The organism is Candidatus Krumholzibacteriota bacterium (genome assembly GCA_016932415.1).
Lineage (GTDB): Bacteria > Krumholzibacteriota > Krumholzibacteriia > Krumholzibacteriales > Krumholzibacteriaceae > Krumholzibacterium.
Window position 1 is genome coordinate 190,097 of record JAFGCX010000007.1, and the last position, 26,361, is coordinate 216,457.

A 26,361-nucleotide genomic window follows, 5' to 3' on the forward strand; every position below is an offset into this window, starting at 1 on the left:
TGCATATGATATTATCTGCGGCGAGGCAGGGATATCTGTTCTCGTGGAATATAATATAATACCGCAACCGGTACCCAAGGAGCGGCGCGAAGTGGATGATAAAAGAGATGAAAAAGGTAAAAGCGACAATGGACAGGGGGAAGAATCCGCGCAGGATTCCCTTGATTTCATAAGGATGATAATCGAGGCGGACAGGGAAAGCGGGAAAAACAGCGGCAGGGTCCATACGCGCTTCCCGCCTGAACCGAACGGTTATCTGCATATAGGGCACGCCAAATCGATATGCCTGAACTTCGGAATAGCGGCGCAGTATGGCGGCCTGTGCAACCTGAGGTTTGACGACACCAACCCCAGCAAGGAAGACGTCGAATATGTCGATTCGATAATGGAAGATGTCAGGTGGCTCGGATTCGACTGGCAGGACAGGTTGTTTTACGCGTCGGACTATTTCGAGCAGTTATACTCCTTCGCGCTCCAGTTGATCGAATCGGGAAAGGCGTATGTCTGTGACCTTTCTGCCGAAGAGATCAGGGAGCATCGGGGCACTTTGACGCGGCCGGGCGTCGAAAGCCCTTATCGAGGAAGACCAGTCGAAGAAAACCTCGATCTTTTCAAGCGGATGAGAGCCGGTGAATTCGAGGATGGATCCAGGACTCTGAGAGCCAGGATCGATATGTCCTCAGGCAATATCAATATGCGCGATCCGGTGATCTACAGGATACAGAGAAGTTCCCACCACAGAACAGGCAACAACTGGTGCATCTATCCGATGTATGATTTCGCGCACTGCTGCTCCGATTCTCTAGAAGGAATAACACACTCGATCTGCACTCTTGAGTTCGAGGACCACCGGCCACTCTATGACTGGTACCTCGAACAGCTTGGTATCTTTCATTCCCGTCAGATCGAATTCGCCAGACTGAATCTTACGTATACCGTGATGAGCAAAAGAAAACTCCTTCAGCTCGTCGAAAAAGGATTCGTAAGCGGATGGAACGATCCTCTTATGCCTACGATCTCGGGGCTCAGAAGACGTGGATATACCGCGGCTTCGATAAGGATGTTCTGCGATATGATCGGAGTGGCCAAGAGAGACAGCACCGTATCGATCGACCTGCTGAACCATTGCCTTAGAGAGGACCTCAACAGGAAAGCTCCGCGCGTAATGGCCGTGCTTCGCCCCCTGAAAGTGATAATAGATAACTATCCCGAAGGAAAAACCGAGCAGGTCGAAGCGGTGAACAATCCGGAAGACGAATCGATGGGAACAAGAAAGCTTACCTTTTCAAAGGAAATATATATCGAAAAGGACGATTTTATGGAAGACCCTCCTGGAAAGTTCTTTCGCCTGGCCCCCGGCCGGGAAGTCAGGCTCAAACACGCCTATTTCATAAAGTGTGAAAATGTGATCAGGGATGAGAAGACGGGAGAGATCACCGAAGTCCACTGCAGCTACGATCCGGAAACCGCCAGCGGGGAAGCTCCCGACGGCAGGAAGGTCAAGGGAACGCTTCACTGGGTCAGCGCTGAAGACGGGGTCAAAGCGACGGCAAGGCTGTATCAGCATCTTTTCAGATCTGAAGATCCCGGATCGGCCGAAGATTTCTTCTCTGATATCAATCCGGACGCGCTGGAAGAGCTGACAGGTTGCTTCGTCGAACCTATGCTGGCGAGATCCGGACCAGGAGATCATTTCCAGTTTTTAAGGAATGGCTATTTCTGCACAGACTCCGGCCCGGCCGGGCAGATCCCCGTATTCAACAGGACTGTCGGCCTGAGGGACAGCTGGGCAAAAATACAGAGAAAGAAATGACAGGCCCCCTTTCAAAAAAAACAATTGAAATATTCCCTGATATAAGAGAGTATCTGGCCTTTATTGTTCTGATCGGGCGGCAAATCTGCGGTCAATACTCAACAGGTCTGTTAAGGAGGATTCATGCACAGGACAGAAACGGCAGCATTCCTTAATCAAAAAGGCGGCGTAGGCAAGACTACGTCGGTAATAAACACCGGGGCCGGACTGGCTATCCTTGGAAAACGCGTACTCATAGTCGATCTTGATCCACAGGGACACCTGACAAGCTTTCTTGGAATCGAACCTGAAGAGATCGACAGGACTGTGATCGATCTGCTGAGAGGCAATATCGATCCGGCGCAGGCTATCATTTCCAGGCCGCTGAAAGCACGCCTCTGCATAGACGGCGATGAATCGCAGCTTTCGATCTCCATAATACCATCTTCGCCCGCCCTGTCGGGAATGGAGATCTTCCTTTCCACGTCTCCCGACGGAAAATCGGCTCTTGGTAAATCCATCTCGAAGATCAGTAATGATTTTGACTATATCCTCTTCGATTGCTCCCCCAGCCTCGGAATAGTCACTATCAACGCTCTCAACGCTTCGAACAAGGTCTATATCCCCGTACAGACTGAATTTCTAGCTCTCAAATCGCTTGAGAACCTGATCATGGAAATAGAAGAAGTGATGGTAGAGACGAACAACGACCTGGTCATCGGCGGATTGATCGCCACGCGCTTCGACGGCCGCAAGGTCCTCAGCCGAAAAGTCCTCGAAACTTTAAGGGAGCATTACGGCGCCCTGCTTCTAAATTCGATCATAAGAGAGAATATCGACCTTGCCGAATCGCCACGATTCGGAAAAGATATCTTCAGTTACAGGCCGAGGAGTTATGGCGCGCGGGATTATCTTAACCTCGCTCTCGAGATCGTCGGCCGCGTCACCGCCGCGGAGAATCTTTTCTCCGTCGAACGCGGAGTCATTACGGCGACGACGGAAGAAAACAGCTTTATTACCGATGAGATCACACTGTAGGAATCGGGCATCTCCCCGATCCGCCGTGTCAAAAAGATAAATCGATACTGGGCCGGTGGTGATTCCGGCCCTTTCCAATCAGACTCTTGCTATATTTACTTAGAAGTTATTTTACAAAAATCATTGAAACGACAGACCGGCTCTGATAGCCTTCATATGATTTAATCAAAAATGCCAAAAGGTTCAAACAGGAACTGGGGTATCATGAAAGGTATTATACTCGCCTGCATGAACGAGATGATAGAAAGTCAACATGGAAGTGAATGCTGGGAAAAGATAATCGCCGATGCCGGGTACGACAGGAGATTAAGTTATCTCGCCACGGAAAATATAGATGCCCAGAAAGTACTCACAACGATCAAATCGATATCGAGGATCCTTGGAATATCCATTAATAAGGTGTTCGACGCCTTTGGGGAATACTGGTCGACAGAATTCGCCCCCAGGATCTATTCGGCGTATTACAAAAGCCACGCTTCAGCTAAGGATTTCATTGTGGCCCTTGATTCTATTCATGAAGACACTACGGACCGGCTATCTGATTCTCATCCTCCAAGATTTGATTATGACTGGAAAGACGACAGGACTCTCAGACTTCGATATAAATCATCACGAAATCTTATCGATCTGGCAATAAGCCTTCTTCGCGGAATCGGTAAGCACTACGGCGAGACGCTGCTGATCAGAAAGCTCGATGAAGACAATCTCGAAATAATATTCAAGAATTGACTCTCGATTTTCAGGGAACTGAAACATTGCCTCTTATCAGCGCCCTTTTACCACAGCTACGCGCCTGCCTCTGCCGTGGCTGTTCCCGGTTATCCTCATCTCTTTCTCAAGGAATCGATTCCATTGGCGTTGATCCATCGCCGCGCGGACCACTCCCGGAGGAATGTTGTAGAAGCGACCTATTTGTGCCCATCTGTATCCATGACGCCTCATGCGGATCAGCTTGCGCTCCCTTATGCCGGACCAGGCGGCAAGACGGAAGGCGATCTTTCGATCCTCATAAACTGCCGGCGCGGAACGCCCTGGCCGGATCTGTCCATGATATATCCTTACGTTTCCGCGGTGCCGGTAAGAATCATTGCCTGCTCGGATCTGAATATCAGGAGTCTTCAACACCGCGTTGAATCTTACCTGCGCCGCGGTATCTTCCGCAAGGAGAGGAATAACAATAAAAAACGCTACGATCATTCCCGCTAAGCCTGTAAGCAACCTTCTCATAGGGCACCTCCTGTTTTGCCACTTTCGTGGCAGTCTCGTTGATATACCATTGCATACCGTATACCTTTTTCAGCGTATCACCATAACACAATATTTTTAAGGAAGTTAAATAGAGTTTTGCCCTGTCGGGAAAGACCGGCTTATGCCTCTCGAAAAGGAATTTTGTCTTGATTAGTGGACGATTTCAGAAAAAACAAACCCCACCGCTGAATAGCCAGCAAGACAATCCTCAAACAAGCTGGATCGTCGCATTAACTGGAGTCAATCTTTGCCAGCTATCTGTGAAGCTGCTTGATCGCTCCCCAGCTGTCCTCACCAATGCCTATTATATCCCTTGAGATCTGCAAGGTCCCGCAACAGACCGTATAAGCCTCTCCCGATGGAGCTCCGCACAGCAGAAGCGGGTAATCGGCCGGAAGATCGGCTGCATCGCCTGACCATATCCGCGCCACGTTTACCAGGACATAATCGATTATCGCGTTAGGGCATTCGTTGAAGCTGCCTGTAAAGTGCACGGTAGAGTATACCTGAACCGCCACTCCGCCTTCGAGTATGACTGTCGCCTCGACGATATAATCATCGATATCTCCCGTAAAATCCGTCGCTCCATCGCCCCATATATGGTCCTTTGAGAGCCAGAACTCTCCCCCATCGTAACAAGTCCGGTAGGTGATCCAGCCATCTCCGAACTCATCGATGCTCCTTCCAGTCTCAACGGCGCCATATTCATCGATCGCCATGCCCCAGGCTATCCATTGCGTTCCCAGAGAAACGTAATTCCACGACGCGGCGTTCTGCGTGTTCCCTGGAACGCCCCCGATGTACGGCGCGTTGCAGAAAGCTTCTGAAGCTCTTCCCGGCATGAGAGTGCCCGTGTATGTAGAATATATCCCCTCGACAGGATAGGTATCGCAATCGATCGCATGGATATGTGAAGCCGCGGCAAGAAAAAGAACACTCAGCAGGATCGTTTTCAATATCCTCATTTCCCCCTCCTATTATTGTCATAACGCATATCTTACAATCAGACGAGTGAAGCGCTAAGGACTACCTCCCTTGCCTTGCCGCTTCCCTCCCCCGACGCGCAACACCGGCAACCATAGCGAGTCTGGCGCCCTGGAGGCTTTGCGTCGAATCAAACCCGGCCTGCCATACACCGGCGTCCCAACGAAGGATCGCCTGGCACTCAGGGGGTTAATACCCAAGTATATATACCTATGAATTTGATTGTACTCTATTTCTCACGGCCTGTCAATATGTTTCCAAAGCTATCCGACCCATTTACCTGAAGCACGATCGTATCTTTTTCCCTTTTCCAAAAGCCGCAGGATCTCCCTCGCGTTTTTATTTCCCGGGTCGATCTCGAGCGATTTCCTGTAATTTTCTTTCGCGGTTTCAACCTCGCCGGCAAGAAGATATCCCTCCGCCAGACTGTCATAGACATTGGCGGAAGCGGGAAAAAGCTTTAGATTAAGTCTGAATATCTCGATCGCGGGCTTGAAATCGTCCTTCCTCAGCAACGCATACCCCGTGCCGTTGAGCCTGCTTTCAAGGTCAGGTACTTCGGCGAGATAAAGATCCCTCTGTTCGAACAGTTCTCTGACTCCGTCCTCGACCCTGCCCTCGGCGATAAGTTCCATAGGTAATTTTTGGCCTTTTTTCACCCTTGGAGCAAATGATTCCACGCCCCTCCATCGAAGCAGAATACCTTCGCGTGTCTCTTCCGAAGAACTCACTTCCGCCACACCCGGGTTTTTTCCGGCAGCCATTTTCGTACCGTTGACGTATACCAGTTCGACACCTCTGATATCTGTAGCGAAGATGCCATCACCTTCGGGATAAAGTTCCGATCTTGCGTTTCCGTAACTTCCTTCAAAGAAATCGGAAATGGCAAACTGTAGCCGCCCTTCAACACTTTCAACTTCAAGGATCTGAAACGGGCTGTACATGTACCTTCCGGCCATTGCCCGAAGATCTTCCTTCTTCACAGGCGCGATTTCCCGCCTCTCTGGAATGTAGCTCAACACAGCCTCGATCGCGGGATCACGGCCACAGAGGAAGTCATCGGCAGTATACGGTACGGCGATATCTGGTACTATCGCGTTCTCTCCATCATCGACCAGGGCGCAGCGATTGTAGTAGCTTCCTATGAGAAGTTCCATCCTCGAATTTGGCAGAACAAGAGTCCTGGGTCTGCCACAGAAAAAGGGGCCCTGCCCGGTCTCTTCTCCGACGATCACGACCCTGGTATTATACTCGAGAAGGGAAAGAAACATGACGGCCGCGGAAAAAGTCTTACGGCTTGAGAGAGCAAATAACCTTCCAGACCTGTCGACCTTGTCTTTTCCTATGATCATTCCGGCTATCGCTCTCGACACATAGGAATCCCCCCCGTCGTTTTTTCTGATATCGATTACCATTCTATCGAAATCATTATTATCTATCCAGTCGCCGAGCCGGGACACGAACTGATCGATATTCTCAATCCTCGACTCTCGCTGACAGGCATTGAACTGCAGGTACAGCGTCCCTGTATCCTCGACATATTCGAACCAGAAATTGTCTTCGCAGTCATTCGAATATACAAAGGAACTCCTGTTATCGATCTTCCTGAGGCTCGACCAGTATATCACCGGAAGAAAATGGACCGGCCTGATCTCCCTTTTAAACCTTGAACCATCGACCGTTTCAAGAGTCAAAGTGACGCGCTGCCGGTCTTTGACTATACCTTCCGATTCGAGCCATTCAGAGACGCTTATAGCATATGTGAATCTCAGCTTCCAACCATGCTCGTTTTCGGCGGCCATGCATGACCTGAGCTTTTCATAGATCAGATCGATATCGGTATCATCGATCTTTACGATATATGCACCGATCATTTCCCTGTGATCGCGCCCAGCGTCCGTTATCATCAATCCACTGTCAAAAAGCCATAAGCTGAAAGGGAGAAGATGCCAGTCGATCTTGTGCGTGAAAATATTCGGGAACGAATGGGCGTCGCCAGGCAGAGCAAGCAGCTTGTAGAATTCAGTTTTGATCGAATTCTCGCCGATGGCGGGTATCTTTTCTTCAAGCACGAGGGCCTGTGACTTAAAATCTTCCCTCTCGATCATTTCAAAAAGCCTAGGATGGAGTTCAGGGAATTTTTCGGTAAAATATTTCAGATCACCGATCCATTCTTCACTTGAAAGCCCGGTTCGATAGCTGGTGCCGGGAATGATCTTGTAATCGATCTTGATTATGATTATTAGAAGTATCATAGCCACGGCGAAAATCCCCGGAATCGCGCCGGCTATCTGAATGCACCTGATCTTTGATCTGAACATGATCAGTGAGACAGTCCCGATCAACGAAGCTGCTCCGACTGCCGTCACAAGAAGGACCGTATCGAACAGAGTACCGAATGGAATATCAGACAGACGCCACGCAAGCAGTCCTCCTAAGATGGTTATGATCGCGAAAACAGACAACGCGACTGCCTTCTGCCTGGGCTTCTTTTTTATCACGCGAACTCCTTTTCCGTTAACACCATATCATAAAAATTATTCGCATGATTTACGGATTGGACGGGTAAAAAGTTTCAGCGCGGAGCCGAGAGGCTGTCATTGCCCGCGGGATCTTATTTTTTCGGAATAAGTCCAAGCAGCCACTCTTCGCTTCCGTGCTCACTATCATCGAATCCATACCAGGCCCTGATGACCCTTCCGTCCGGGCCTATGATATAGTTCAGAGGGACAGCTGACATACCCTTTATCCTCTGGTACTGCTTCATAAAGATATCTTTTGCTTCATCCGACGAATCGAGGACGGTCAAATATGACGTCTTGTATTCGGAGAAGAAATCCTCGACTGTCTCGCGTGAATCGGCGCAGTTAAACCCGACTATCGTCAGTCCCTTCGATCCGTACTTATGGTGCATCTCTTCGAGATGAGGCATCTCTATCCTGCAGGGAGGGCATCCGACCCTCCAGAAGACGAGCCAGACGAGATTCCCCCTCTGCCTTGACAATTTGAATCTGCCACCGGAGTAAAGATCCAGTTCGAAATCGGGGGCGATCTCTCCCGCCTTGATCAATCCGTCCTCGAGAACAGGTTCCCTGTACTCATACCAGCCCTCGCCCGGCTGCCAGTCGAAAAGACGGTCATCGATATCGAGCCCTGGCTCTATATTGGACCATTTTTCAGTTGTAATATAACGCGGCACAGTCTCTATAACCTGTTCGAGCCTGACAGGGATATGGTTCTCCCTTGATATCCAGTATTTCTTTTTTCTCTGACCCAGCATGAAACTCACTTCGATCACGTCGCATTCCTCGCCGCCTGTCACCTCGGATCCAAGCCCCCTCACCGCGTCGAGATGTTCGAGCATCGGATCGTCATACCCGTGAAAGGTGCTGAACTCGAAAATCGAGACTGTCATCGCTGTTTGCATATCGGCTGTCCCCCCAGTCGTATTTACTCTCGAGATCGATCGTCTTCTCCGACCTGAACATATCGAGCATCCTGTCGTAAAGGGCGTAGGCGCCTGGCTCATCGGCAAAAACGGCTTCTCCGGCAGAAATCGCGATCGAGACGACCGGAGGGATGACTATTATAAGTACGGCAGCAAAAATATACGCTGGTCTCAACAATCGATTCAGCAGGCACCCTCCTTGAAAATACTACTTTCCTGCCCGCTCCTTTTCCCTCTCTATCGTTTTTGTTTATTCCGCGCGGGGAGAGCGAAAAGACCAAAGAGCACGCATAAGACGAAAAGGATAAAGAGATTTCTCTGGCCTGGCAAAAAGCCAAGACAACCTGTGAACCCAAGGAATCCCAAAAACCCCAGTCTGTTCATTTCCATTCCCTCCAGAATTTTCTTCCTGGCAACACTACAATTCACTCAGATCTTCGATACTTTCCTGACATTATCTCCGGGAACGCGGTCTATCAGGATGTTGCGAGGATCGATTCCGGCCCTGACAGGTTTTTCGTCCACGATCAACTCCAGATGTCCACAGCCATTTTCGATCCTGTGCTTCTTCTGGTAAAGGGGCCTGCCGAGTGATCCGCTTGTTTCAGTCTCCTCGCCATAGACACCTATTTCGATCCAGTCGCTATGATCTATCTCCGTCTCGTAACCTTTGCCGTCGGCCCGCATCTTGCGGGAAAGATATTCGACAGTGACGCTGTACCTGCCATCGTCTGTCTCGCTGAAGAAGGCTTTTTCCATACGGTTGTCATACAGCGTAATCGTCTCGAACATATCCTCGATCAGGTAAGCGTACTCTTCCGGTACTGCCGGCCTGAGCAGAGCCATGAACTCGAGGGTATTCGTGTATGGAGGTCCGGCAAAAGCAGTTCGGTTTACATAATCCCGCATGACTTTGTTCATCACTTCGGCGCCAAGGTAATCGCGCATCGCGTACATCGCCAAGGCTCCCTTGTTATAATAGATATAAGGCTGATCCTCGACAAGCATCAATGGCTTTTCTTCCTTCAGTTCGTTGGACCTGCCGCTCAGATATCGATCGAGCTCATACCGAAGAAAACTCTTCATCCTGTCCGGCCCATAGTCTTTTTCCATTACCATCAGGGCGGAGTATTGCGTCAGGCTCTCTCCTATCATCTCTGCCCCCTGGACCGGAGCAGGCGTCACCTGGTGGGCGAACCACTGGTGCGCTATCTCGTGAGCGGTTATGAAGAAGACCATATCGACCGTTGATTCATTCGTCAGGTCTTCGGTGAAATTCGCCGCTTCACTGAACGGTATCGTCGTCGAAAACGACTGCGCGAATCTCCTGTACCTTGGAAATTCGACGATCCTGAGTTCCTTGTAGGGATATGGGCTATATTCGGAAGTATAGTGCGCCAGGGATTTATTAACAGCCTCGATGATCCTCGGCACATTCATCCCATGCCGCGGATGATAATACACCTCGACTTCCGTCTCCCCGCAGATCTCCCTCGCGATCTCGTACCTGCCCGACACGAAACAGTAAAAATTCAGGATCGGCCGTTCGGCGCGGTAATGAAAATACCTTCTGCCGTGGTCTGTCCACTCCCGAACAAGTTCTCCGGGAGCGATGGCGGTCTGGTCGAGACTTGTGCTCACAGTCGCCTGGAATCGTATACGGTCAGCATCACGGACGAATGAACGCATCAATGCTTCCTGATCGTCAACAGATGGAGCTCCTTTACCTTCGGGCAATCCCGCCTCCTTCCGCCTTGCCGGATCGCTTATTTCGCGGCCGGGATTGTAGCCGAATGATGGCATGTAATGCTCGTTCGAGAAGAAAGTGCCGTTTTCCACCAGTTTTACGTTAGTCCTTCCGTTCATGAATCCTTTTTCTTCGACTTTGATCGAGAGCTTCACAAGAAGCGTATCGCCGTCAGGAAGGGGAGGATCGAGAGAATATATCCTGTAGCCGCGTTCGCGGTCATCGAGGAGCAGGGCAGCGTTGAGTCGCGCTGAACCGGTCCCTTCTATCTCAAGCCCTGCATTATCTATTTCCGGGCTGATATTAATATGAAGAGAATCAATCTCTGAACCGCTGGAATTTACGAGGGTCAGAAGACCTGCTATATCGGCCTTACGCGAGCGGGGATATATATCGACTTCGAGATCGGCGGCGACGACCTTCGGCTGCGGCAGATCCTCGTACTTTCCGTAGAGCTTTTCGTACTCCGCCTGGATGATCCGGGACTGGTCCTCGTTTGTGAATTCGTTGACGACATTGGTATTATAATAAACCCACAGGCCGGCCAGCAGAAAGACTGCAATTAAAACAGCGAGAGTGGTGGCAGGGTTTCGCGTCAATCGATTCCTGAAAAGAAGTGCTCTTACCCTGGGACTCCTGTCGTTTCCACGTATCCAGAGCAAAGTTGCAAGTAAAACGAGTATCCCGGCAAAAAGGGTCCAGTATGTCCTGAACCAGAATATCGCCTTTCCGAAATGTCCGTACCCGTTCATATCGGACCACGGCGAGCGCGGGATCTGCGCAAAGAGGTACAGGTTATGTTCAAATCCCATTTCCGGAAGGACCTCAAGAGCAATGAAAGCTATCACCATAAGGAGCGTCCCGAAATACCTGTTTCCTGAAAGGACCTGAAAAAATACCGAGAGCACGCAGAGCAGAAGCCATTCACCGAGCATAATAAGAAAGAGCCCCTTGAAATAAAGGAGAGTCTGAAAATCGAAATACCCGCTGAAAAGCTGGTAAGCGACAGCGCATGCCATCGCCGCCGTCGCCATGATAAAAAGAGTCACCGAGAGGGCGGCAAGTTTCGACGTGAGGTGGATCCAGTTCGATACTGGAAGGGAGTCGACGATTCCGTCGATCCGGACCCTTCTGTTCTTCCATACGATCTCGGCTCCATAAATGATGATCACCAGCCACGGCATGACGGCGAAGGCTCCCTCTATCGCTTCGAGCATATGTTGCGTCAGAGGATAGTTCGTCGTCCCTTCGGGGTTGATAAAGAGGGCGCTGATAAGGTTGGCCATCCCGAAGATAGTGATGATCAGAAAAGGGATCGAATGGAGGATCGATCTCGTCTCGAGAGAAATCAATTCTACAAGCTGCGCCAACCTCGAACGAAATGAAAAATCCGGAGCAGTATCGATCGAGGCTGCAAAGTCGGCGGCCCCTGGCTCGCCGGCTACGGGACCTGTCTCGGCAGGCCCGATGAGCTGGCGCTTTTTGCTACTGCTGCCGGCAGGGAGCATCATTCGAAAACGCCAGTTGGTAAGAAAGATGATCGCCGCCGCTACGGCCAACCATAGGATCCGGTTCACCAGAAGCAATCCGCCGACAGGAAGGATCATCGTATTACGCTCGGCGATCGTCCAGTATCTCGTTATGACTCTGAAAGAGGCAAGTCCGAAAGGATCGACAATGGACGCCGCGGTCTGGTGATCGAGATCGGCCATTACCGCCGCTCCCATCCCCCACAGGGCAAGGAAGGCTATGACTCCCACGTAGGCGGAAAAATTCTTCCGCGTCAGCGTGGAGATGGAAAAAAATATCGCGCCCGACAGAAGCATATTCGGAATGACGAAAACTGCCATGGCGAATATATACGGTCTGGCGTCGAAGGCGAGTATCCTCTCCGGGTCCTGGTACGGCATAACGCTCGCCAGCCATATACCAAGACAGGCCATGACCATCGCGAGGATGACCGGAATGACTGAACCGGCATACCTGCCGAAGATATAAGCGCTCTTCGTAAGCGGTTTACTGAAGAAAAGTTGCTGCACGTTCACTTCGTTATCCCTGTTCACCGAGGGAGCGACGAATATCGTTACGAAAAGAAGCCCGAAGAGACTCATCATGATGAGCATCTCGACGATCACGTAGGGAGCGTTCCTCGCGACATTACCGATCGCGCCGCCGATCATCACAGAATCGGTAGATATGGCGCCAAACGGCATAAAAAAGAAGATGATCGCGAAGACATAGAGCAGAGGCCTGCGCAACCGATACAAGATCTCGAATCTTAGTATTTCCCAAAACATCCCGCTGTCCTCCCTTAATTGACCTGTCGAAGGGTCGTGAAATAGACATCTCGCAGATCGGGGCGAGAGCTTTCAAATGCCTCGCCGGGAGACTGGTCCGAATAGACATGAATAAATGTCCTGCCTCCAGAAAGCCTTTCCCCTATCACGGCGAATTTGTCTCTTGATGACGCTAATTCACTTCTGGTGACTGCGGTTTTCCATATTTTTCCTTTTAGAGAGGCTATCGCATCGGATGGACTGCCCGCCCTCAGGAGCCGCCCTTCAGAAATGATCGCCATCGAAGAACATACTTCGCTGACATCTTCGACTATATGAGTTGAAAGGATGACAATTACATTTTCTCCTATCTCGCTGAGGATGTTGAGAAAACGGTTTCTTTCCTCAGGATCGAGACCGGCCGTCGGTTCGTCGACTATTATCAGGCGAGGATCTCCTATGAGAGCCTGGGCGACTCCGAAACGCTGTTTCATCCCTCCGGAGAAAGATCCAAGTTTCTTGTCTTTTACATTCCACAGATTCGTTTTCCGCAAAAGATGGTCTACGACCTCTCTTCTGCGCCCGTGGCCGGTTATCCCTTTCAGAGTGGCAAAATGGGTGAGCAGCATCTTCGCCGAAACATTCGAATAGACTCCGAAATCCTGTGGAAGATAACCAAGGATGCGCCTTACCGATTCGTGATCTTTCAGGACATCGATATCTCCCAGCATGATCGATCCCTCATCCACCGCCTGAAGGGTGGCGATCGATCTCATCAGCGTTGATTTGCCGGCGCCGTTCGGTCCGAGCAGACCGAACATCCCCCCTTTTTCTATAGTCAGGGAAAGATCCTCAAGCGCTTTTACTCCGTTCCCATACCTCTTCGATATATTCCTGATCTCCAGTCTGAATTCTTCTGCCACAACCGCTCCTTTTCTTTTTAGTCTCTTACGAGCATATTCTTCGCTATCCTGGCCTGCATCCTGCCGAGTCCCCTGGCCATATGAAGGGTCAGAAAAAACCATAATATTCCAAGAGCAACCGCCACCGGCATCAGATAACCGGGAGTCCAGTAACTCCAGTCATTATTCTGTATCATCGGAAGATGAAAAACGTATTCCAGTACCGGCCTGAGTATCAAAGTAAGCGATATTGAGATACTCGTGATCGTCAGTGTGAAATAGAGGATGCTCAGCGGGAGCATCATTATATTATAGACGACCGTCTTCCATACGAGAGGATCTGTGAAGAGAAAGATCAGCCTGTCGCGCCAGTTCTCAGGTCTTTTCGAGTATATAGGCCTTCGCGGCATCCGCTCGCCTAGAAGCGCCTCGATGATCCTTCCGTCGACCAGGGCGATCCCTCTCACCGACATAAGGAAAAAGCCGAAAAACGGCAGCCCGATGATCAATATCATGACTCCGATCGAGATCGAGAGCCCGCTCACCGTCCAGGTAAAATAAAAGATCCCAAGAAATAACGAAAAGAACATGTAGAAGAGAGCACCGTAGGCCCTTGGATCGGTAAAGACTCCGAAGAACCTCGCCGAAGCAGATTTTTTCACTGTCCCGGACTGGACATTCATCGCCGGACGGATTCTCGACTCTATCTCCATGTAAGCCGAAGCGATCTCCCCGGGAGGACCAAACTTTTCGATCTCTGCAGCAATCACTTCCTGCTCGCTTATGTCAGGCGACTCTTCCCTTGCCTGGTTAAGAGCGGTCCAGAAATGTTCCTCGGCGTCGGAAAGGGCATCCTGTACCGTCGCGGGGTCGCAGCCTGCCAGAGCTTTCTTAAGACTTGCCAGGTATTCATTTATCAGATCAGACATCATCTTTTCCTTTCAGAATGGAATCGACAAAATCCCTTGTCTCTATCCATGTACCGGTCCAGTCGCCGAGCGTCTCTCGCCCCGCCCCGGTGATTTGGTAGTATCGCCTCGGAGGCCCCGAGACGGAAGGTTCAACCCTGCTGCTTAGAAGGCCACTCTTCTCAAGAGACCTGAGCACCGGGTAGAGAGCCCCCTGGCCAGTACCGGAGGCTCCGGTCAGCCCCGAATCGAATTTTTTCGCTATTTCGTAGCCATAGAGCGGAACGCTCGACCTGTTGAGGATGCCCAGCAATGCCAGAGAGACAGTACCTGACTTCAGTTCCTTCCTGAATTTCTTGTTCGCCGCGTTTTCTTCACTCAATCTCATCACCTTCCATTTTCGATCTTCCGGAAAGAACCCCCTGGATACTCCCTCTTTCCAGACTGTTCGAACAACCCGTCTTTTCCCGTAACTTGCTGTAAATCATCATCTTCTACCCTAAACTCGCTATTATCAATTTACATGTGCTGCCTGCTTATTATTAGTATTAACTTAATACTAATACTAAATACGCGATAGTCAAGAAAAATGTTTCAATATCTTTTAAAAAAATCCTGGCAGGCATTTCCCGGGCGATTCTCATCCACCGCGTAGATGTTGACATCATCACAAAAGCTGATACGATGGAAAATGTTACAGGCCTGCCATCTTCCAGGCCGACCGATAAATTCCTCTCTGCTCTACCTGAAAAAAGGATGATGAGATGAATAAACAGGGACCTACAGATCGAAGGGAATTTCTCAAGACGAGCCTGGCCGGCCTTGCCGGTATAACGGTATTATCCTGTTCCTCATCGAAAACGGAAGATATATCGTCGACCGGTAAAGACCTCGTATGCAGGAAACTCGGCAAAACGGGGATAGAACTTCCGATCATCAGCATGGGAACGGGTGATACGAACGATCCGGGCCTTGTAAGGGCGGCTCTCGACGCGGGGGTCAAGCTTCTAGCTACTTCTCAGTACTACGGAAACGGCCAGAACGAGAAAATGGTCGCAGACGTCGTAAAAGAGCGTGGCAGAGACTCAGCACTTATAATGACCAGTACCAACCCGGAAAACTTCAATCACAAGGAAGGCGTATTCAATGATGGGGCGAGAGTCGAGCCGTTCATAAACAGGTTTGAGGAAAGCCTGGCGCGTATCGGCAGCCCGATCGATATATTTCTTCTACCCTTTATGGCCAAAAGAGAATCGGTATTCTACGAGCCATACCTCAACGCGATGGAGAACTTCAAAAAACAGGGCAAGACGCGGTTCATAGGGATCGCCACGCACAGCCATGAAGATGAAGCGGTAAGAGCGGCTGTCGACGCGAAGATCTACGACGTCGCTCTCGTCGCGTACAACTTCAGAAAGAACAACCGGGCTGAGATCGACGAGTCCATAGCATACGCGTCAAAGAAGGGCCTTGGTATCATAGCGATGAAGACGATGGCAGGAGCCTACTGGGACGAAAAGAGGAAGGAACCGATAAACTCCGACGCTGCGCTGAAATGGGTGCTGCAGAACGAGAATATCCACACATCTGTCCCTGGCGTGATGACTTTTGAGGAGCTCCGGAAGGATATCGCCCTGATGTCCGATCTGTCGATGAGCGAAAGCGAGAAGGCTGACCTTAAACTGAGCCTTCACGAAAACCAGGACGGCCCTTTCTGTCAGCAGTGCGGAAGTTGCGTGTCCCAGTGCAGAAAATCTCTCGATATACCGACTCTGATGCGAAGCCATATGTACGCGTACGGATATCGCAACCTTTCTCACGCCAGGCAGACTCTGGAACCGGCATTGAAAACAGCGGACCCATGCGCGGGATGCTCCGATTGTCCGGTCTCGTGCGTGATTGGTCACGATGTCAGGAGCAAGATCACCAGGATAGCCCGGCTGGGCGCCGTGCCGCTTGAATTTCTCGCTTGACGCGGAAAAAGCTTGCGCGGTTAATTTTTTGCGCGTCAGACTATCCGGCAGACCCCGAAGATCAACCTGTCTGCTGAGCCGGCCTGTTTTTCTCGAATATCGCCGGTTCGATCTCCACGTCGAAACTGATCTTGTCCCACTTCCATTCACTCGCCAGCGTGCCGTTCTGGTACTGCCTTATATGGAAAGGTACTTTCCGGCCGGAGACATCCCTGTAGTCATCCATAAGCATCTGAGTCTCCCCGCCCTGCCCTTTCTCGATCTTTCTCACCGGAAGTCTTGTTTCTTTGGAAAAATCGAACAGGATCGTATCTTCCGCGCCGAGACAGGCGACTCTCGTAAGTTCAGCCCCGGTGAAAAGCGAGTCGTCTTCGACGGCGGGGACAATATAGAAAGAATCGCAGCTTGAAAGAAAATACGCTATCCCGTCGACCTCACGCATCCTCTTTTTCATCATATCTGTATACCTCTGGTTCTGCCTGATCCCGAGGTTGACTTCGGCCCATACATCCTCCCCATTGAGGGTGTAGACGAAATAGAAAGGATGGTCGTTGGCGCTGTAATCCTGATCGAGAAGCATCTTGTCCGGTTTGCTCGTATAATGGGAACATTCGGCGGTCAGCGTCCCCCAGCCCGGCCAGATCGAGGTAAGCGTGCCTTTTTCGACCATCGTATTCCATCCGGTAAGCTTCGATTCCCCACCCATCACCTTCACCGCGTCGACAAGGACCTTTTTCGCCGGATCTTTCTCCTGCCCGGAACAGGATACGATCGCTGTCAGAATAACGGCGGCAAGAAGAACCACGCTCCACATTCCGATATAAGATCTTTTCATTTTTTCCTCCTTCGCGCCTAAACGGTGAGTTCCCTGTGCGCCATTGCCAGTTTTGATCTTATCTTCAGCCCGAAGGGACAGGCTCCCTCGCAATTTCCGGCGCAGTCGCCGCATCTCGAAGCTTTCTTTTCCTCGGGAAGCGAGGAGTAGAGATTCATCGCGTATTTTTCCCTGCCGTAATTATTGAAATACAGCCTGTAGCGGAGTATGTCATATATCGGGACATTATTAGGACAGGCGCCAACGCAGCCGTCGCATCCCGGCCTGCAATAGTCGGCGCTCAGGAGAGCGGCATACCCGTCGAGGACCTTTCGTTCTCTCACGCTTAGTTTCGGATTTCCCGAGGCGGCGATGAACTCGTCGACTTCCTCGAAACTTCTCATCGATATCGAGATCGTATCGATATTCGGCCTGGAGAGCATCCATTTTATCAGTCCCTGCCTCGCGGTCCGCCCTTCCTTCATGAACTCCGAATAGTCGATCTTTTTCGCCGCCGACATCGATTTCATAGCTACTACCGCGATATTCTTCTTTTTCGCTTTTGCCAGAACCGGTTCGAGTCCCTTAGTGAGGAGGTTCATCCCCGGCATGATAATGTCGATGTCCGTGTTGTCGATAAGCCAGTTGAACTCTTCCACCATCTTCGGACCATGGGAGCTGGCTCCCCAGAATCTTATCTTGCCCGCTTTCTTCGCTTTCTCGAAAGCCTTGATGATCTCTGGATTCTCTATCCGGTCGAGTCCGCCGAGGTTCGGATCGCCGATCGAATGGATCAGGCATCCATCCACATAATCCGTGTTAAGCCTCGTGAGGCTTTCCTCGATCGCGGTCCTGATCTGTTCCTCGGTCGTCAGGGGAGTGAACAGTTCGGGCTCAAGCTTCGTCGTCACAAAGAGTTTATCTCTCTTCTGAGGGAATATCTGTCCGATCACCTTCTCCATATCGTAATACTGGCGCGCGGTGTCGACATAGTTGATCCCTCTTTCTATCGCGTACTCTAGAAGGGAACAATCCTGCATCCCGGCGTTTCCAAATGATATGTCGGAGACGTTATAGCCGGTCCTGCCGAATTTCCTGTATTCCCTTATTGACGCCGCTTTCTCTACAACCGCGGCTTCTTCCTCGCCCGAGGCTCTCGCCGTGGCGGTCAATCCCAGGCCCGCGCCGATTATCCCGGCAGCCGACCGGCCGATAAAAGATCTTCTCGAAATATTCTTCTTTGAATCCTCCATCTCTCACCTCGCTTTTTCATACCTCAATCTCAAACCGGTTACGAGCCGGCGCGTCCTGCCTGGTGCTATCTGGTGAACTGTTCCCTTCGAGATGAAATATCAGCGCGCCTTTGTACGATTATTAGCCGAATAGAGACCGGTGGTCAAGGATTCTAAATCGATAACCGGGGAGAACCGGCTGATGTTGACATATTGATATTTGGTGTTATCATTGAACGATGAAAATATTCCATCGATATTCCGCCACGTGCCTCATTACCCTTTGCTGCCTTACCGTCAACGCTGAAGGCTCGGTAAAGAAGCGTTACTGCGACATTCTCTCTCCTCAATTCGTCATGGAGGATCTTATCGACCTCGGCAGGGAAGGATACTCGGAGGCGCTTATACTTCGCGAGAAGGGCGATTCGACGGGCTGCAGGCTCGAGATCATCAAGTCACTACTCGGCGAAAGGGCACCGCGAGGTTTCGATGTATGGCTTGTCCGCCCCGACGCCCTTCTCAGAGCGGACATGCTCCTTGACAATAATTATATTCTAGGCATTCACGGGGGGTTCAAGCTTCCCGATGACCTGCGTTGGTCGGAAGACCCCGCCGCTTCCAACAACTGGCAGTTCAACCTTCTCGCGATGGACTTCCTGGCGAACTCGACAGAAGCTTTCCGGCAGACCGGCGAGAGAAAGTACCTCGACAAAGGGAAAAAGGCCATCCTCGATTTCATGGAGGATAATCTCGATTGCGCGAACCTGCCGAGCAGATATTCATGGTACGATCACAGCGTGGCGAACAGGACGATCCACGCTATCGATTTCTGGCACGAATGGTCCGGGCTCGGAGAGCAAGACATCGCTTTCACTGCCGTTTTCCTCGAATTTATATGGCGCCACGCGAAATATCTCGAAAAGAAGAGATACTATCCATCCAAGACCAACCACGGCATCTATGCCAATATCGCCCAGCTGAGACTCGCCCTGACATTCCCGCAATTCATTGAAGCTTCTTCGTGGAGGGATACAGCTCTGGCAAGGATGGAAAAACAGCTGGATGACAACTTTACCGATGAAATGATCCACAAGGAATACTCCCCTTCGTATCATATACTGACGACGAGGCTCCTTTACAGGTTCTGCGCCGATTGTTCGGCGGCGGGCGAGCTTATGCTTTCGACTGATTTCAAGACGCGGATAGAAAAAGCCCGCGGAAACATCGCCTGGCTCTTCCATCCTGATGGCAGGCTGTCGCTGATAGGAGATTCAAGCCTCAATTCCTCTATTGAATCGCTGATAGGCCACTGGAGGAGCGAGGAACCTTTCCTTCAATGGCTCCTGACTTCTGGGGAGAAGGGAAAAACGCCAGCGGCATCCTCGATCGGATTTATCGGCGCGCAGCTGTACGTTATGAGAAGCGGATGGGGCAAGACCCGGCCTTTCGGAGAGGAAAGCTACCTGATCGCTGATTTCTGCCCCTATGGAAAAGCTCATCAACAGGATGATTTTCTTTCCTTCGAGTTCTCATCCCTGGGCGTGAGGTGGTTCACCGATCTCGGCGTATTCAATTATAACGATAACGACACTGAGAGAAAATTTGTCATCTCTGCGCTGGCGCATAACGTGATAGTCCCCATAGTCAACTCGCGGAAAATAAGCATAGGAAAGGACGACAGGGTCTCAGATGCCGGGAAGGACCCTCCTGAGACACAGCTCGAGTCGATGCTCGTCCATATAGAGACTATACCTCAGCCTTCGGCCCGAATAGAGGCGCTTCAGCAGTTAAAGGGACTTGGATCCGGCAGGATAAAAGCGCGCGTACTGCTCATGCTGGCTTTGAGTTACGAAGAACTGGGGAACAACCGGGGCAAAGCGAAAGAGTGTCTGGAAGAGATCATCGCGATGGAAAGCGAAACTGACTACGGCGAAATAGCCACGCAGCTTCTAGCCACCCTCGACACAGACATAGAAGAGATCGATTTCGAGGAAAGTCCCGAGTTGGAAGGGGCCGCCGCTGACGGGATAAAAAAAGACAGACGGGTCCTTGCCGAAAAGACGCCCGGCGCGTCGATAAGGCAAGGCGAATCGTTCGAAAAAGAGGAGAAAAAAGCGAATATAAAAGTCTCTTCAAAACCGTGGGCTGTAAATCCAGGCCACGGAGAGGCTCCGGAAGTAAACTACTGGATCGAGGATGATGACTACTGTTATCTCGAGGGAAGCTTCAGATATCACAGGGATTTTCAACACGCGAGAGCGTTTCTTTTCATAAGACCGCGCACCTTGATCCTCATCGACAGGATAAAGACCAAGGGGGATTATTCTTTCAGGCAGCTCTTTCATCTGTCTCCTGAAGTTACGGCTGAAAGGTCTGACAATGGTTACATCCTTTCGGGGCCTGCCGGTAAAAAATGCCTCTTCTCGCGCATCACATCCCCGGAAGGTACAAGCGGCGAAATCGTCAGGGGCCAGAGAAACCCGGAGCTTCAGGGCTGGTTTTCGGGAGTTTTCGACAATTTCGAACCTTCCGACGTAGTCGAGTATTCGTTCTATCCCGCGTCTCACGGTGAATACTATTTCGCGCATATTATCATGCCGGCAAAAAAAGATGAGATAGACCGTTGCTTGTTCAGGACGGGCGACGCGTCTGATAATGTGGAATGGAATCCCGGAGGGACTGAGCCTCTTAAACTCGTCATCGAAAGCCCGGAAAAGATAACTACGGTATCCTTTTCACCCTCTTCTCTTTTTTCAGAAGTACCGGCCGGCGACGAGGTTAAAACGCCAGAGATCATTGTGAAGAACGCTCCTCGCTAGCGAAGAAGGACCATTTTTTTCGTGAAGACCTTTTTCCCGGAGACGAGCCTGTAATAATAGACCCCCGATCCCACGGGATCTCCCCCGCGATCTTTCCCGTCCCACATTGCCGAATGCATGCCCGGGTCTTCGACACGATCGGCCGCGACCGCGATCAACTGTCCCCGCACGTCATAGACAGAGAGTTTCGTCGGTCCGCTTTCGGCCTTATAATAGCGGATAGTCGTTTCAGGATTGAAAGGATTCGGATAGTTCTGGAAGAGCACCGACGCCCTGGGCGGGACAGCTATGGAGACCAGTACCGAAGTGTACTCCTTTTCTCCCTCGATCACTTCGAGCCTGTAATAGAATCTTCTCCCGGGGGTCACTGTCTCATCGAGATAACTCGACCTGAACCCGGCCGAAATGGCCGTCTCGTTTACCCTGTCGAATGGACCGCCCGGATCGTCGGACCTGAAGATATTGATCTCCGCCGGACCACCCGACAAAGAGAGTTCCCAGTTCAGAAGAACAGAGTATCCCGAGAGCACGCAATCGAACGATGAAATGGTCACTTCGACGGTAGAGGTGATGAAAGCCTGGTGCCAGAAACCCGACCTGATCATATTCGATCCGTCCGCGCTGACACCTATTATTCCCTGCCCCGATGTATGATACAACCTGTGCGATCCCTCAACCTGTCCACCAGTGCTCACGAAAGTGCTGTGCAGCACCCCGTACTGTCCAAAGACGCTCGAAGCCGCGAGAAGGGCCACCGCACTCATTATAACAATTATTCCTGTTTTTTTCATCACGACTCCCGAACAGAATTATCCCAGAGACCGGACCGGTCTTTTCGCCCCGGCAGTGATACTTTATCTGGCAAGCGATTCCCTTATCACCTGGTACGACTGATGTCCTTTTCTGACCGCCGTAACAAGGTAATCGAACCGATATTCACCGATTCCCCCTCCGAGTTCGACGATCACGATCCTGCCCATACCCTTTTCGATAACGGCGAGTCCCTTTGATCCGGCCGAGAGAGGAGTAAGCTGAACTGTCATACCCTCGGAGACGATCACCTGCGAAAAATGATCGGGAAATTCCACTACTGCCCGTCCACCTTTCAGATCTGCCGTTCCCCGGATATAAGCGGCCGCCTCTGGACCCTCTATGCAGGCATAGCAGATATCGGTGCCAGGCCGGGATGGATTGGCGACCCTGAAATTCTTTATATCGGCTGTTATGACGCCCATCCCGGACGCGCCCTCGACATAGACCGCCGCTTTCTTGCTTCCGTTTTCGTCGCAGACAGAAATATATCCAGAGTCTTCAAACCCCGCCATCGCCGAGAGGGCGCAGTTAAGGTTTCCGTTCGGGCCGTACGTGTTGATGATCCCGGCGTCTTCGTCATGGACGAAGATCCTGTTCCTTATCTGCCCGAGCGTATTTGTCACCGCGATGCCATCCCTGACATCGAGCTTCGACACCGGATCTGTCGTACCGATCCCGGTGTTTCCGATCTCATCGACATAGACAGCCTGGACCGGGCTGCCGTCGACTGCGTCGAGGGAATAGACTGAAGTCAGTCCGGCATCGTCAACACCGTCCGAGAATCCCGAAGGGACATTCTTAAGCATAGACCAGTCGACAGGATTGTCCGGACCGTTTATCGATCCTGACGACGAGAGCTCATCCCGCTGGCAATAGATATCGTCATGGTTATGGGCCGAATCGGCGAAAGCGTCAGCCTGGAACCCCTCGAGAGATTCGGAGTATGCCGATCTGATACTGTACGGAAGAGCGCTCATCTGGACACGCGGCGCGAGTTCCTCCCCTCCCTCGATCGAGATCCCGAGATAATACTGCTCGTCGAACGGAAGTTCTATCGCAGTGACTGATCCCAGGATCATGCTGAATGTCGATTTGAAGACATTCACGGGCCGCGTCTCCTGCCACAGCGGGACCCCACCCTCGGCAGTATCATAAATAGCTGTCGTGATGCTGTACGTTCCGTCCGAGACCGGTTCACCCGCGCCGTCTGTCAGGACTCCCTGATAATCTATCGTTCTCGGGACCTGGGCCGAAGCTGCCTGCATCCAGACGCAGGAGATAAAGATAATTGTAAATATTCTTTTTAACACTGTCGTTTCCTCCTCTGGCAGGCTTATCGCCTCCGGAACGGGAGTGAGATAATACCTGTCTACTTAAGAAGGACCATCTTTTTCGTCTCAATATATTCACCGGCATCAAGCCTGTAATAATACACTCCGCTCGCGACGGCGAAGCCGTCGTTGCCTCGCCCGTCCCAGATCACTTCGTGGATACCTCCGGCTTTTCTCTCATCTACGAGCAGACGCACAAGCCTTCCGGCACAGTCATAGATCTTCAGAAGAACATCCCGTGGTTCCGATATCCCATAGACTATCGTTGTCAGCGGGTTGAATGGATTCGGATAATTCTGGCCGAGAAATGAGGCGGACGGAGTCTCCCCCGGCTCTGTGCCGGTAACATCATCCGGAGACAGCAGGCAGGAAAGGCTCTCGTTTCCATGAGTATCGACGACTCTGAGCTTGTAGAAGTATCCCGCGCCGTTTCTCCACTCTCCGTCGAAATAGACCGTGTCGGGAAGAAAAGCTACAAGATTCTCTTCCCCCGTTTCGAAGCTGGCATTTAATCCCCTGAAAACCGAGAAATGGTCGAAATCTGTTTCACGCTCATATTTCCACGTTATGACAAGTCCCTCGGGATCGAAACTTTCAGTCCCCTGGAGGTCCAGAGGGAAGGAAGGCGCGATATTATCGACAGAATATCCACTGTCGGGAAGGGAAGCCCAGAAGACGTCGGGAACCGCCGTATGGGCTATGACCTGAAAATAGTGGTATTCGTCGCACGCGGCAGTCGAATCAAAGAACGTCGCTACAGGCCTTCCGTACCCTTCCATATAGTACGCGTCGACCGTCTCTATAAGCTCCCAGTAATATTTTGCCGAAGATGAAAGGGCGATCCTTATCAGCTCCCTGGAATCTCCGGCGGAGAGTTCCGGAACCTGATCGGTCGACTCCGCGCCTCGCTCGATGGCTGAAATGGCGGCAAGTGGATCAATTGCTCTCCATATCGAATAATGCGTTATATCCCCCGTCATATTTATATCAGCCCGGGCGCCAGTCCATGAGAGATAGACCTTACCCCCCTGGTCGCCGGGGATGTCACGCGCCGAATATATCGCCGGCGGAGTCTGATTAAAAAAGACTGAGAGATCTCTCGACGTCCTGCAGACGACGGCAAAATCTTTCATCCTGTCGCCGTTGAGATCTGAAATGGTAACCGATCTCGGTTGGTCCGCCGCCTGGAAATCCACTGCAGTGGCGAATGTCCCATCTCCTACGCCGAAAAGGACCGAAACATCGTCAGTGGCGGAATTCGCCGTGACAAGATCACTGTGGCCGTCCCCGTCGAAATCGGCAGTCTCGATCCACCAGGGACTCCCTCCGACTGTATAGCTGACTGAGGCGGCGAATGTCCCGTCACCGTCATTGATCACGATGGCGATCGTCTCACCGGAAAAATTAGTCACGGCCAGGTCTGCGTACCCGTCATGATCGAAATCAGCCGCGCATATCCCCATCGGGCCTCCTCCCGCAGAGTAATAGACGACGGGATCCAGGGTGCCGTCTCCATTGTTCATCATCACGCCGATATTGCTTATCATATAGTTCGAAAAAGCTATATCGAGATCGCCATCGAGATCGAAATCGGCCTGGCAGATCGCGTTGGCGCCATTACCGGCTGTGTATGTCACCGCCGCGGCAAAAGCGCCGGCGCCGTCATTTATCAGGACTGAAACATCGTCAGAGATATAATTGACGACGATCAGATCGGGGCTTCCGTCACCATTGAAATCGGCCACAGCGCCTGAACGAGGATTCGTTCCAACAGGGTAGATCGCATATATATAGAAGTTGCCGCTGCCGTCGTTCTGAAGGACCATAACGTTACCATCCGTCTCGTTCACCACGAGAAGATCGTCATCACCGTCGAGATCTATATCGCTGGCGTACATCATGGTTGGACCGTCTCCGACCGCGACATCTACAGGACTGGCGTATGATCCACTTCCGTTATTCATGAATATCGAGATCAGATCTACAGAATAGAGAGCTACCGCTATATCGATATCACCATCCCCATCGAGATCCGAGGAACAGACCCCTATCGGATTCATTCCGAGATCATAATTGACCGGCGCTCCGACGATCGGCTGATCGGCGATCGATGAGCCGGGAAATGAGAAAACGATAATTACTGCAAAGACTATGGCAAACCTGTTCATACGACCTGTCTCCCTGTTAGAGTCTTGATCATTGCTACAATCTTAAACCGGCCATGGTCAATGGATGTTGATTGAAACCGGATGTACACTCTGTTTATCCACCTTGCCGACATGAAAGCTATCGTCAGTGGAGAAAGGTTTCTTAAGATAAATCGGTTGGGACAATTCAGGCTGGTAATGCCATAAAATATATCCGTACAGGTATATCGTTATTCAACAGATCGAGTAGTCGCTATGTGGATCTCATGTCATCCTGTGTGCGTCAAGAGCCTTATCGAGAGCTTTCTTGAATGCTTCAGGATCTTCCGGAGTAAGCAGGATACGTTTTACGAGTCCTTCGCTCTTGTCGATCACCACGTGCTCGACAAAATTCGCCCAATCGACTTTTATCGCCGGGCGAAATCCCTCAAGGTGAAGATCCCCCCTGAGAAGTCCCTTCACCTCTGATTCCGACACTTCGATAGATTCTATATGATCAAAGGGGATCACCATCATCCCCATATGCGTATCTATCTCGACCCTGTCAGCGTAGACGCGATATTCCTGCCATAGACTTTTGACCGTGCTTTTTGATATATAAACAGGACCTTTCATGATCAGGCACTCCTTTTTTAAAAAATTCCTTGATCGCTTTCTTGAGTACTATCTTGATATCCCTGAAATCCATTTCAACAGATAGACCGGACCCGTATTTACCGAGAATAGGCCACCTTGGTGGTATTTGCAAATGTATAAAAAGGATCCGCGTAAAATTTATGTTAAATTTTTAACATAAAATGGAACATATTAACGATTTTCTCCGTATAATACCCATACCGGCCGGTAGGCGGCCGGAGATTTAGACCCCGCATCACATTTTTGACCGGGA

The 26,361-nt window shown here is 51.0% G+C and carries 20 protein-coding genes; 5 read left to right on the plus strand and 15 right to left on the minus strand.

Going from position 1 to position 26,361, the window contains the following annotated elements; all coding sequences use genetic code 11:
* The first annotated feature begins 175 nt into the window (after positions 1 to 175).
* The 3 genes from JW814_01555 (at position 176) to JW814_01565 (ending at position 3,559) form a co-directional block, all read left to right on the plus strand.
* Positions 176 to 1,813 carry a glutamine--tRNA ligase/YqeY domain fusion protein gene (locus JW814_01555; protein MBN2070114.1) on the plus strand — a complete coding sequence of 546 codons (1,638 nt, stop codon included), beginning with the start codon at positions 176 to 178 and terminating at the stop codon, positions 1,811 to 1,813.
* A 123-nt stretch (positions 1,814 to 1,936) separates the two neighbouring features.
* On the plus strand, positions 1,937 to 2,830 hold the full coding sequence (locus JW814_01560; GenBank protein ID MBN2070115.1) for a ParA family protein: 894 nt from the start codon (positions 1,937 to 1,939) through the stop codon (positions 2,828 to 2,830).
* Between the two features lie 204 nt (positions 2,831 to 3,034).
* Entirely contained in the window at positions 3,035 to 3,559 is a 525-nt protein-coding gene (locus JW814_01565) for a heme NO-binding domain-containing protein (protein MBN2070116.1), read from the plus strand.
* Positions 3,560 to 3,595: 36 nt separating this feature from the next.
* Here the strand turns inward: JW814_01565 and JW814_01570 are convergent, their stop codons facing one another.
* The 9 genes from JW814_01570 to JW814_01610 all read right to left on the minus strand — a co-directional run bounded on the left by JW814_01570 (position 3,596) and on the right by JW814_01610 (position 14,725).
* Positions 3,596 to 4,057, minus strand: a complete 462-nt coding sequence (locus JW814_01570) for a hypothetical protein (protein MBN2070117.1) — start codon at positions 4,055 to 4,057, stop codon at positions 3,596 to 3,598.
* 275 nt (positions 4,058 to 4,332) lie between these two features.
* Entirely contained in the window at positions 4,333 to 5,043 is a 711-nt protein-coding gene (locus tag JW814_01575) for a hypothetical protein (GenBank protein MBN2070118.1), read from the minus strand.
* A gap of 282 nt (positions 5,044 to 5,325) precedes the next feature.
* Complete coding sequence (locus tag JW814_01580) at positions 5,326 to 7,563, minus strand: hypothetical protein (protein MBN2070119.1); 2,238 nt, start codon at positions 7,561 to 7,563, stop codon at positions 5,326 to 5,328.
* A 113-nt stretch (positions 7,564 to 7,676) separates the two neighbouring features.
* Positions 7,677 to 8,489 (minus strand): redoxin domain-containing protein, encoded by an 813-nt coding sequence (locus tag JW814_01585; GenBank protein MBN2070120.1) that lies wholly within the window; start codon positions 8,487 to 8,489, stop codon positions 7,677 to 7,679.
* Entirely contained in the window at positions 8,434 to 8,685 is a 252-nt protein-coding gene (locus tag JW814_01590) for a hypothetical protein (protein MBN2070121.1), read from the minus strand. Before JW814_01590 ends, JW814_01585 begins: the two co-directional genes overlap by 56 nt.
* A 254-nt stretch (positions 8,686 to 8,939) precedes the next feature.
* Positions 8,940 to 12,554 carry a hypothetical protein gene (locus JW814_01595; protein ID MBN2070122.1) on the minus strand — a complete coding sequence of 1,205 codons (3,615 nt, stop codon included), beginning with the start codon at positions 12,552 to 12,554 and terminating at the stop codon, positions 8,940 to 8,942.
* 14 nt (positions 12,555 to 12,568) lie between these two features.
* Entirely contained in the window at positions 12,569 to 13,558 is a 990-nt protein-coding gene (locus JW814_01600; protein ID MBN2070123.1) for an ABC transporter ATP-binding protein, read from the minus strand.
* Positions 13,474 to 14,367 (minus strand): sensor domain-containing protein, encoded by an 894-nt coding sequence (locus JW814_01605; protein MBN2070124.1) that lies wholly within the window; start codon positions 14,365 to 14,367, stop codon positions 13,474 to 13,476. The genes JW814_01600 and JW814_01605 overlap by 85 nt, the downstream gene beginning before the upstream one ends.
* Positions 14,357 to 14,725 carry a PadR family transcriptional regulator gene (locus JW814_01610; GenBank protein MBN2070125.1) on the minus strand — a complete coding sequence of 123 codons (369 nt, stop codon included), beginning with the start codon at positions 14,723 to 14,725 and terminating at the stop codon, positions 14,357 to 14,359. The genes JW814_01605 and JW814_01610 overlap by 11 nt, the downstream gene beginning before the upstream one ends.
* A gap of 382 nt (positions 14,726 to 15,107) precedes the next feature.
* On the opposite strand from JW814_01610, the gene JW814_01615 reads away from it, so the two are divergent.
* Complete coding sequence (locus JW814_01615) at positions 15,108 to 16,316, plus strand: aldo/keto reductase (GenBank protein MBN2070126.1); 1,209 nt, start codon at positions 15,108 to 15,110, stop codon at positions 16,314 to 16,316.
* 61 nt (positions 16,317 to 16,377) lie between these two features.
* On the opposite strand, the gene JW814_01620 is transcribed toward JW814_01615, so the two are convergent.
* Both JW814_01620 and JW814_01625 read right to left on the minus strand, forming a co-directional pair.
* Complete coding sequence (locus JW814_01620) at positions 16,378 to 17,151, minus strand: hypothetical protein (protein ID MBN2070127.1); 774 nt, start codon at positions 17,149 to 17,151, stop codon at positions 16,378 to 16,380.
* Between the two features lie 17 nt (positions 17,152 to 17,168).
* Entirely contained in the window at positions 17,169 to 18,383 is a 1,215-nt protein-coding gene (locus JW814_01625; GenBank protein ID MBN2070128.1) for an aldo/keto reductase, read from the minus strand.
* 218 nt (positions 18,384 to 18,601) lie between these two features.
* Between JW814_01625 and JW814_01630 the strand changes: the two genes are divergently transcribed.
* The gene (locus JW814_01630) at positions 18,602 to 21,181 is read left to right on the plus strand and encodes a heparinase II/III family protein (protein MBN2070129.1); all 2,580 of its coding nucleotides are present in this window, start codon (positions 18,602 to 18,604) and stop codon (positions 21,179 to 21,181) included.
* On the opposite strand, the gene JW814_01635 is transcribed toward JW814_01630, so the two are convergent.
* The 4 genes from JW814_01635 to JW814_01650 form a co-directional block, all read right to left on the minus strand.
* Positions 21,178 to 21,972: a T9SS type A sorting domain-containing protein gene (locus JW814_01635; GenBank protein MBN2070130.1), complete on the minus strand. Its 795-nt coding sequence runs from the start codon at positions 21,970 to 21,972 to the stop codon at positions 21,178 to 21,180. The two genes, JW814_01630 and JW814_01635, sit on opposite strands and share 4 nt — an antisense overlap.
* A gap of 63 nt (positions 21,973 to 22,035) precedes the next feature.
* The gene (locus JW814_01640) at positions 22,036 to 23,304 is read right to left on the minus strand and encodes a hypothetical protein (protein ID MBN2070131.1); all 1,269 of its coding nucleotides are present in this window, start codon (positions 23,302 to 23,304) and stop codon (positions 22,036 to 22,038) included.
* Positions 23,305 to 23,363: 59 nt separating this feature from the next.
* Positions 23,364 to 25,493, minus strand: coding sequence for a VCBS repeat-containing protein (locus tag JW814_01645; GenBank protein ID MBN2070132.1), 2,130 nt, complete (start codon positions 25,491 to 25,493; stop codon positions 23,364 to 23,366).
* 243 nt (positions 25,494 to 25,736) lie between these two features.
* A complete protein-coding gene (locus tag JW814_01650; protein ID MBN2070133.1) occupies positions 25,737 to 26,087 on the minus strand; it encodes a hypothetical protein in 351 nt (116 codons plus the stop codon).
* Positions 26,088 to 26,361: the final 274 nt, after the last annotated feature.

Coding starts and splice junctions, on each gene's coding strand:
- JW814_01555 (MBN2070114.1), top strand. CDS start 176: ATGATAATCGAGGCGGACAGGGAAAGCGGGAAAAACAGCGGCAGGGTC.
- JW814_01560 (MBN2070115.1), top strand. CDS start 1,937: ATGCACAGGACAGAAACGGCAGCATTCCTTAATCAAAAAGGCGGCGTA.
- JW814_01565 (MBN2070116.1), top strand. CDS start 3,035: ATGAAAGGTATTATACTCGCCTGCATGAACGAGATGATAGAAAGTCAA.
- JW814_01570 (MBN2070117.1), bottom strand. CDS start 4,057: ATGAGAAGGTTGCTTACAGGCTTAGCGGGAATGATCGTAGCGTTTTTT.
- JW814_01575 (MBN2070118.1), bottom strand. CDS start 5,043: ATGAGGATATTGAAAACGATCCTGCTGAGTGTTCTTTTTCTTGCCGCG.
- JW814_01585 (MBN2070120.1), bottom strand. CDS start 8,489: ATGCAAACAGCGATGACAGTCTCGATTTTCGAGTTCAGCACCTTTCAC.
- JW814_01595 (MBN2070122.1), bottom strand. CDS start 12,554: ATGTTTTGGGAAATACTAAGATTCGAGATCTTGTATCGGTTGCGCAGG.
- JW814_01600 (MBN2070123.1), bottom strand. CDS start 13,558: ATGGTTTTTTCTGACCCTTCATATGGCCAGGGGACTCGGCAGGATGCA.
- JW814_01605 (MBN2070124.1), bottom strand. CDS start 14,367: ATGATGTCTGATCTGATAAATGAATACCTGGCAAGTCTTAAGAAAGCT.
- JW814_01615 (MBN2070126.1), top strand. CDS start 15,108: ATGAATAAACAGGGACCTACAGATCGAAGGGAATTTCTCAAGACGAGC.
- JW814_01620 (MBN2070127.1), bottom strand. CDS start 17,151: ATGAAAAGATCTTATATCGGAATGTGGAGCGTGGTTCTTCTTGCCGCC.
- JW814_01625 (MBN2070128.1), bottom strand. CDS start 18,383: ATGGAGGATTCAAAGAAGAATATTTCGAGAAGATCTTTTATCGGCCGG.
- JW814_01630 (MBN2070129.1), top strand. CDS start 18,602: ATGAAAATATTCCATCGATATTCCGCCACGTGCCTCATTACCCTTTGC.
- JW814_01635 (MBN2070130.1), bottom strand. CDS start 21,972: ATGAAAAAAACAGGAATAATTGTTATAATGAGTGCGGTGGCCCTTCTC.
- JW814_01645 (MBN2070132.1), bottom strand. CDS start 25,493: ATGAACAGGTTTGCCATAGTCTTTGCAGTAATTATCGTTTTCTCATTT.
- JW814_01650 (MBN2070133.1), bottom strand. CDS start 26,087: ATGAAAGGTCCTGTTTATATATCAAAAAGCACGGTCAAAAGTCTATGG.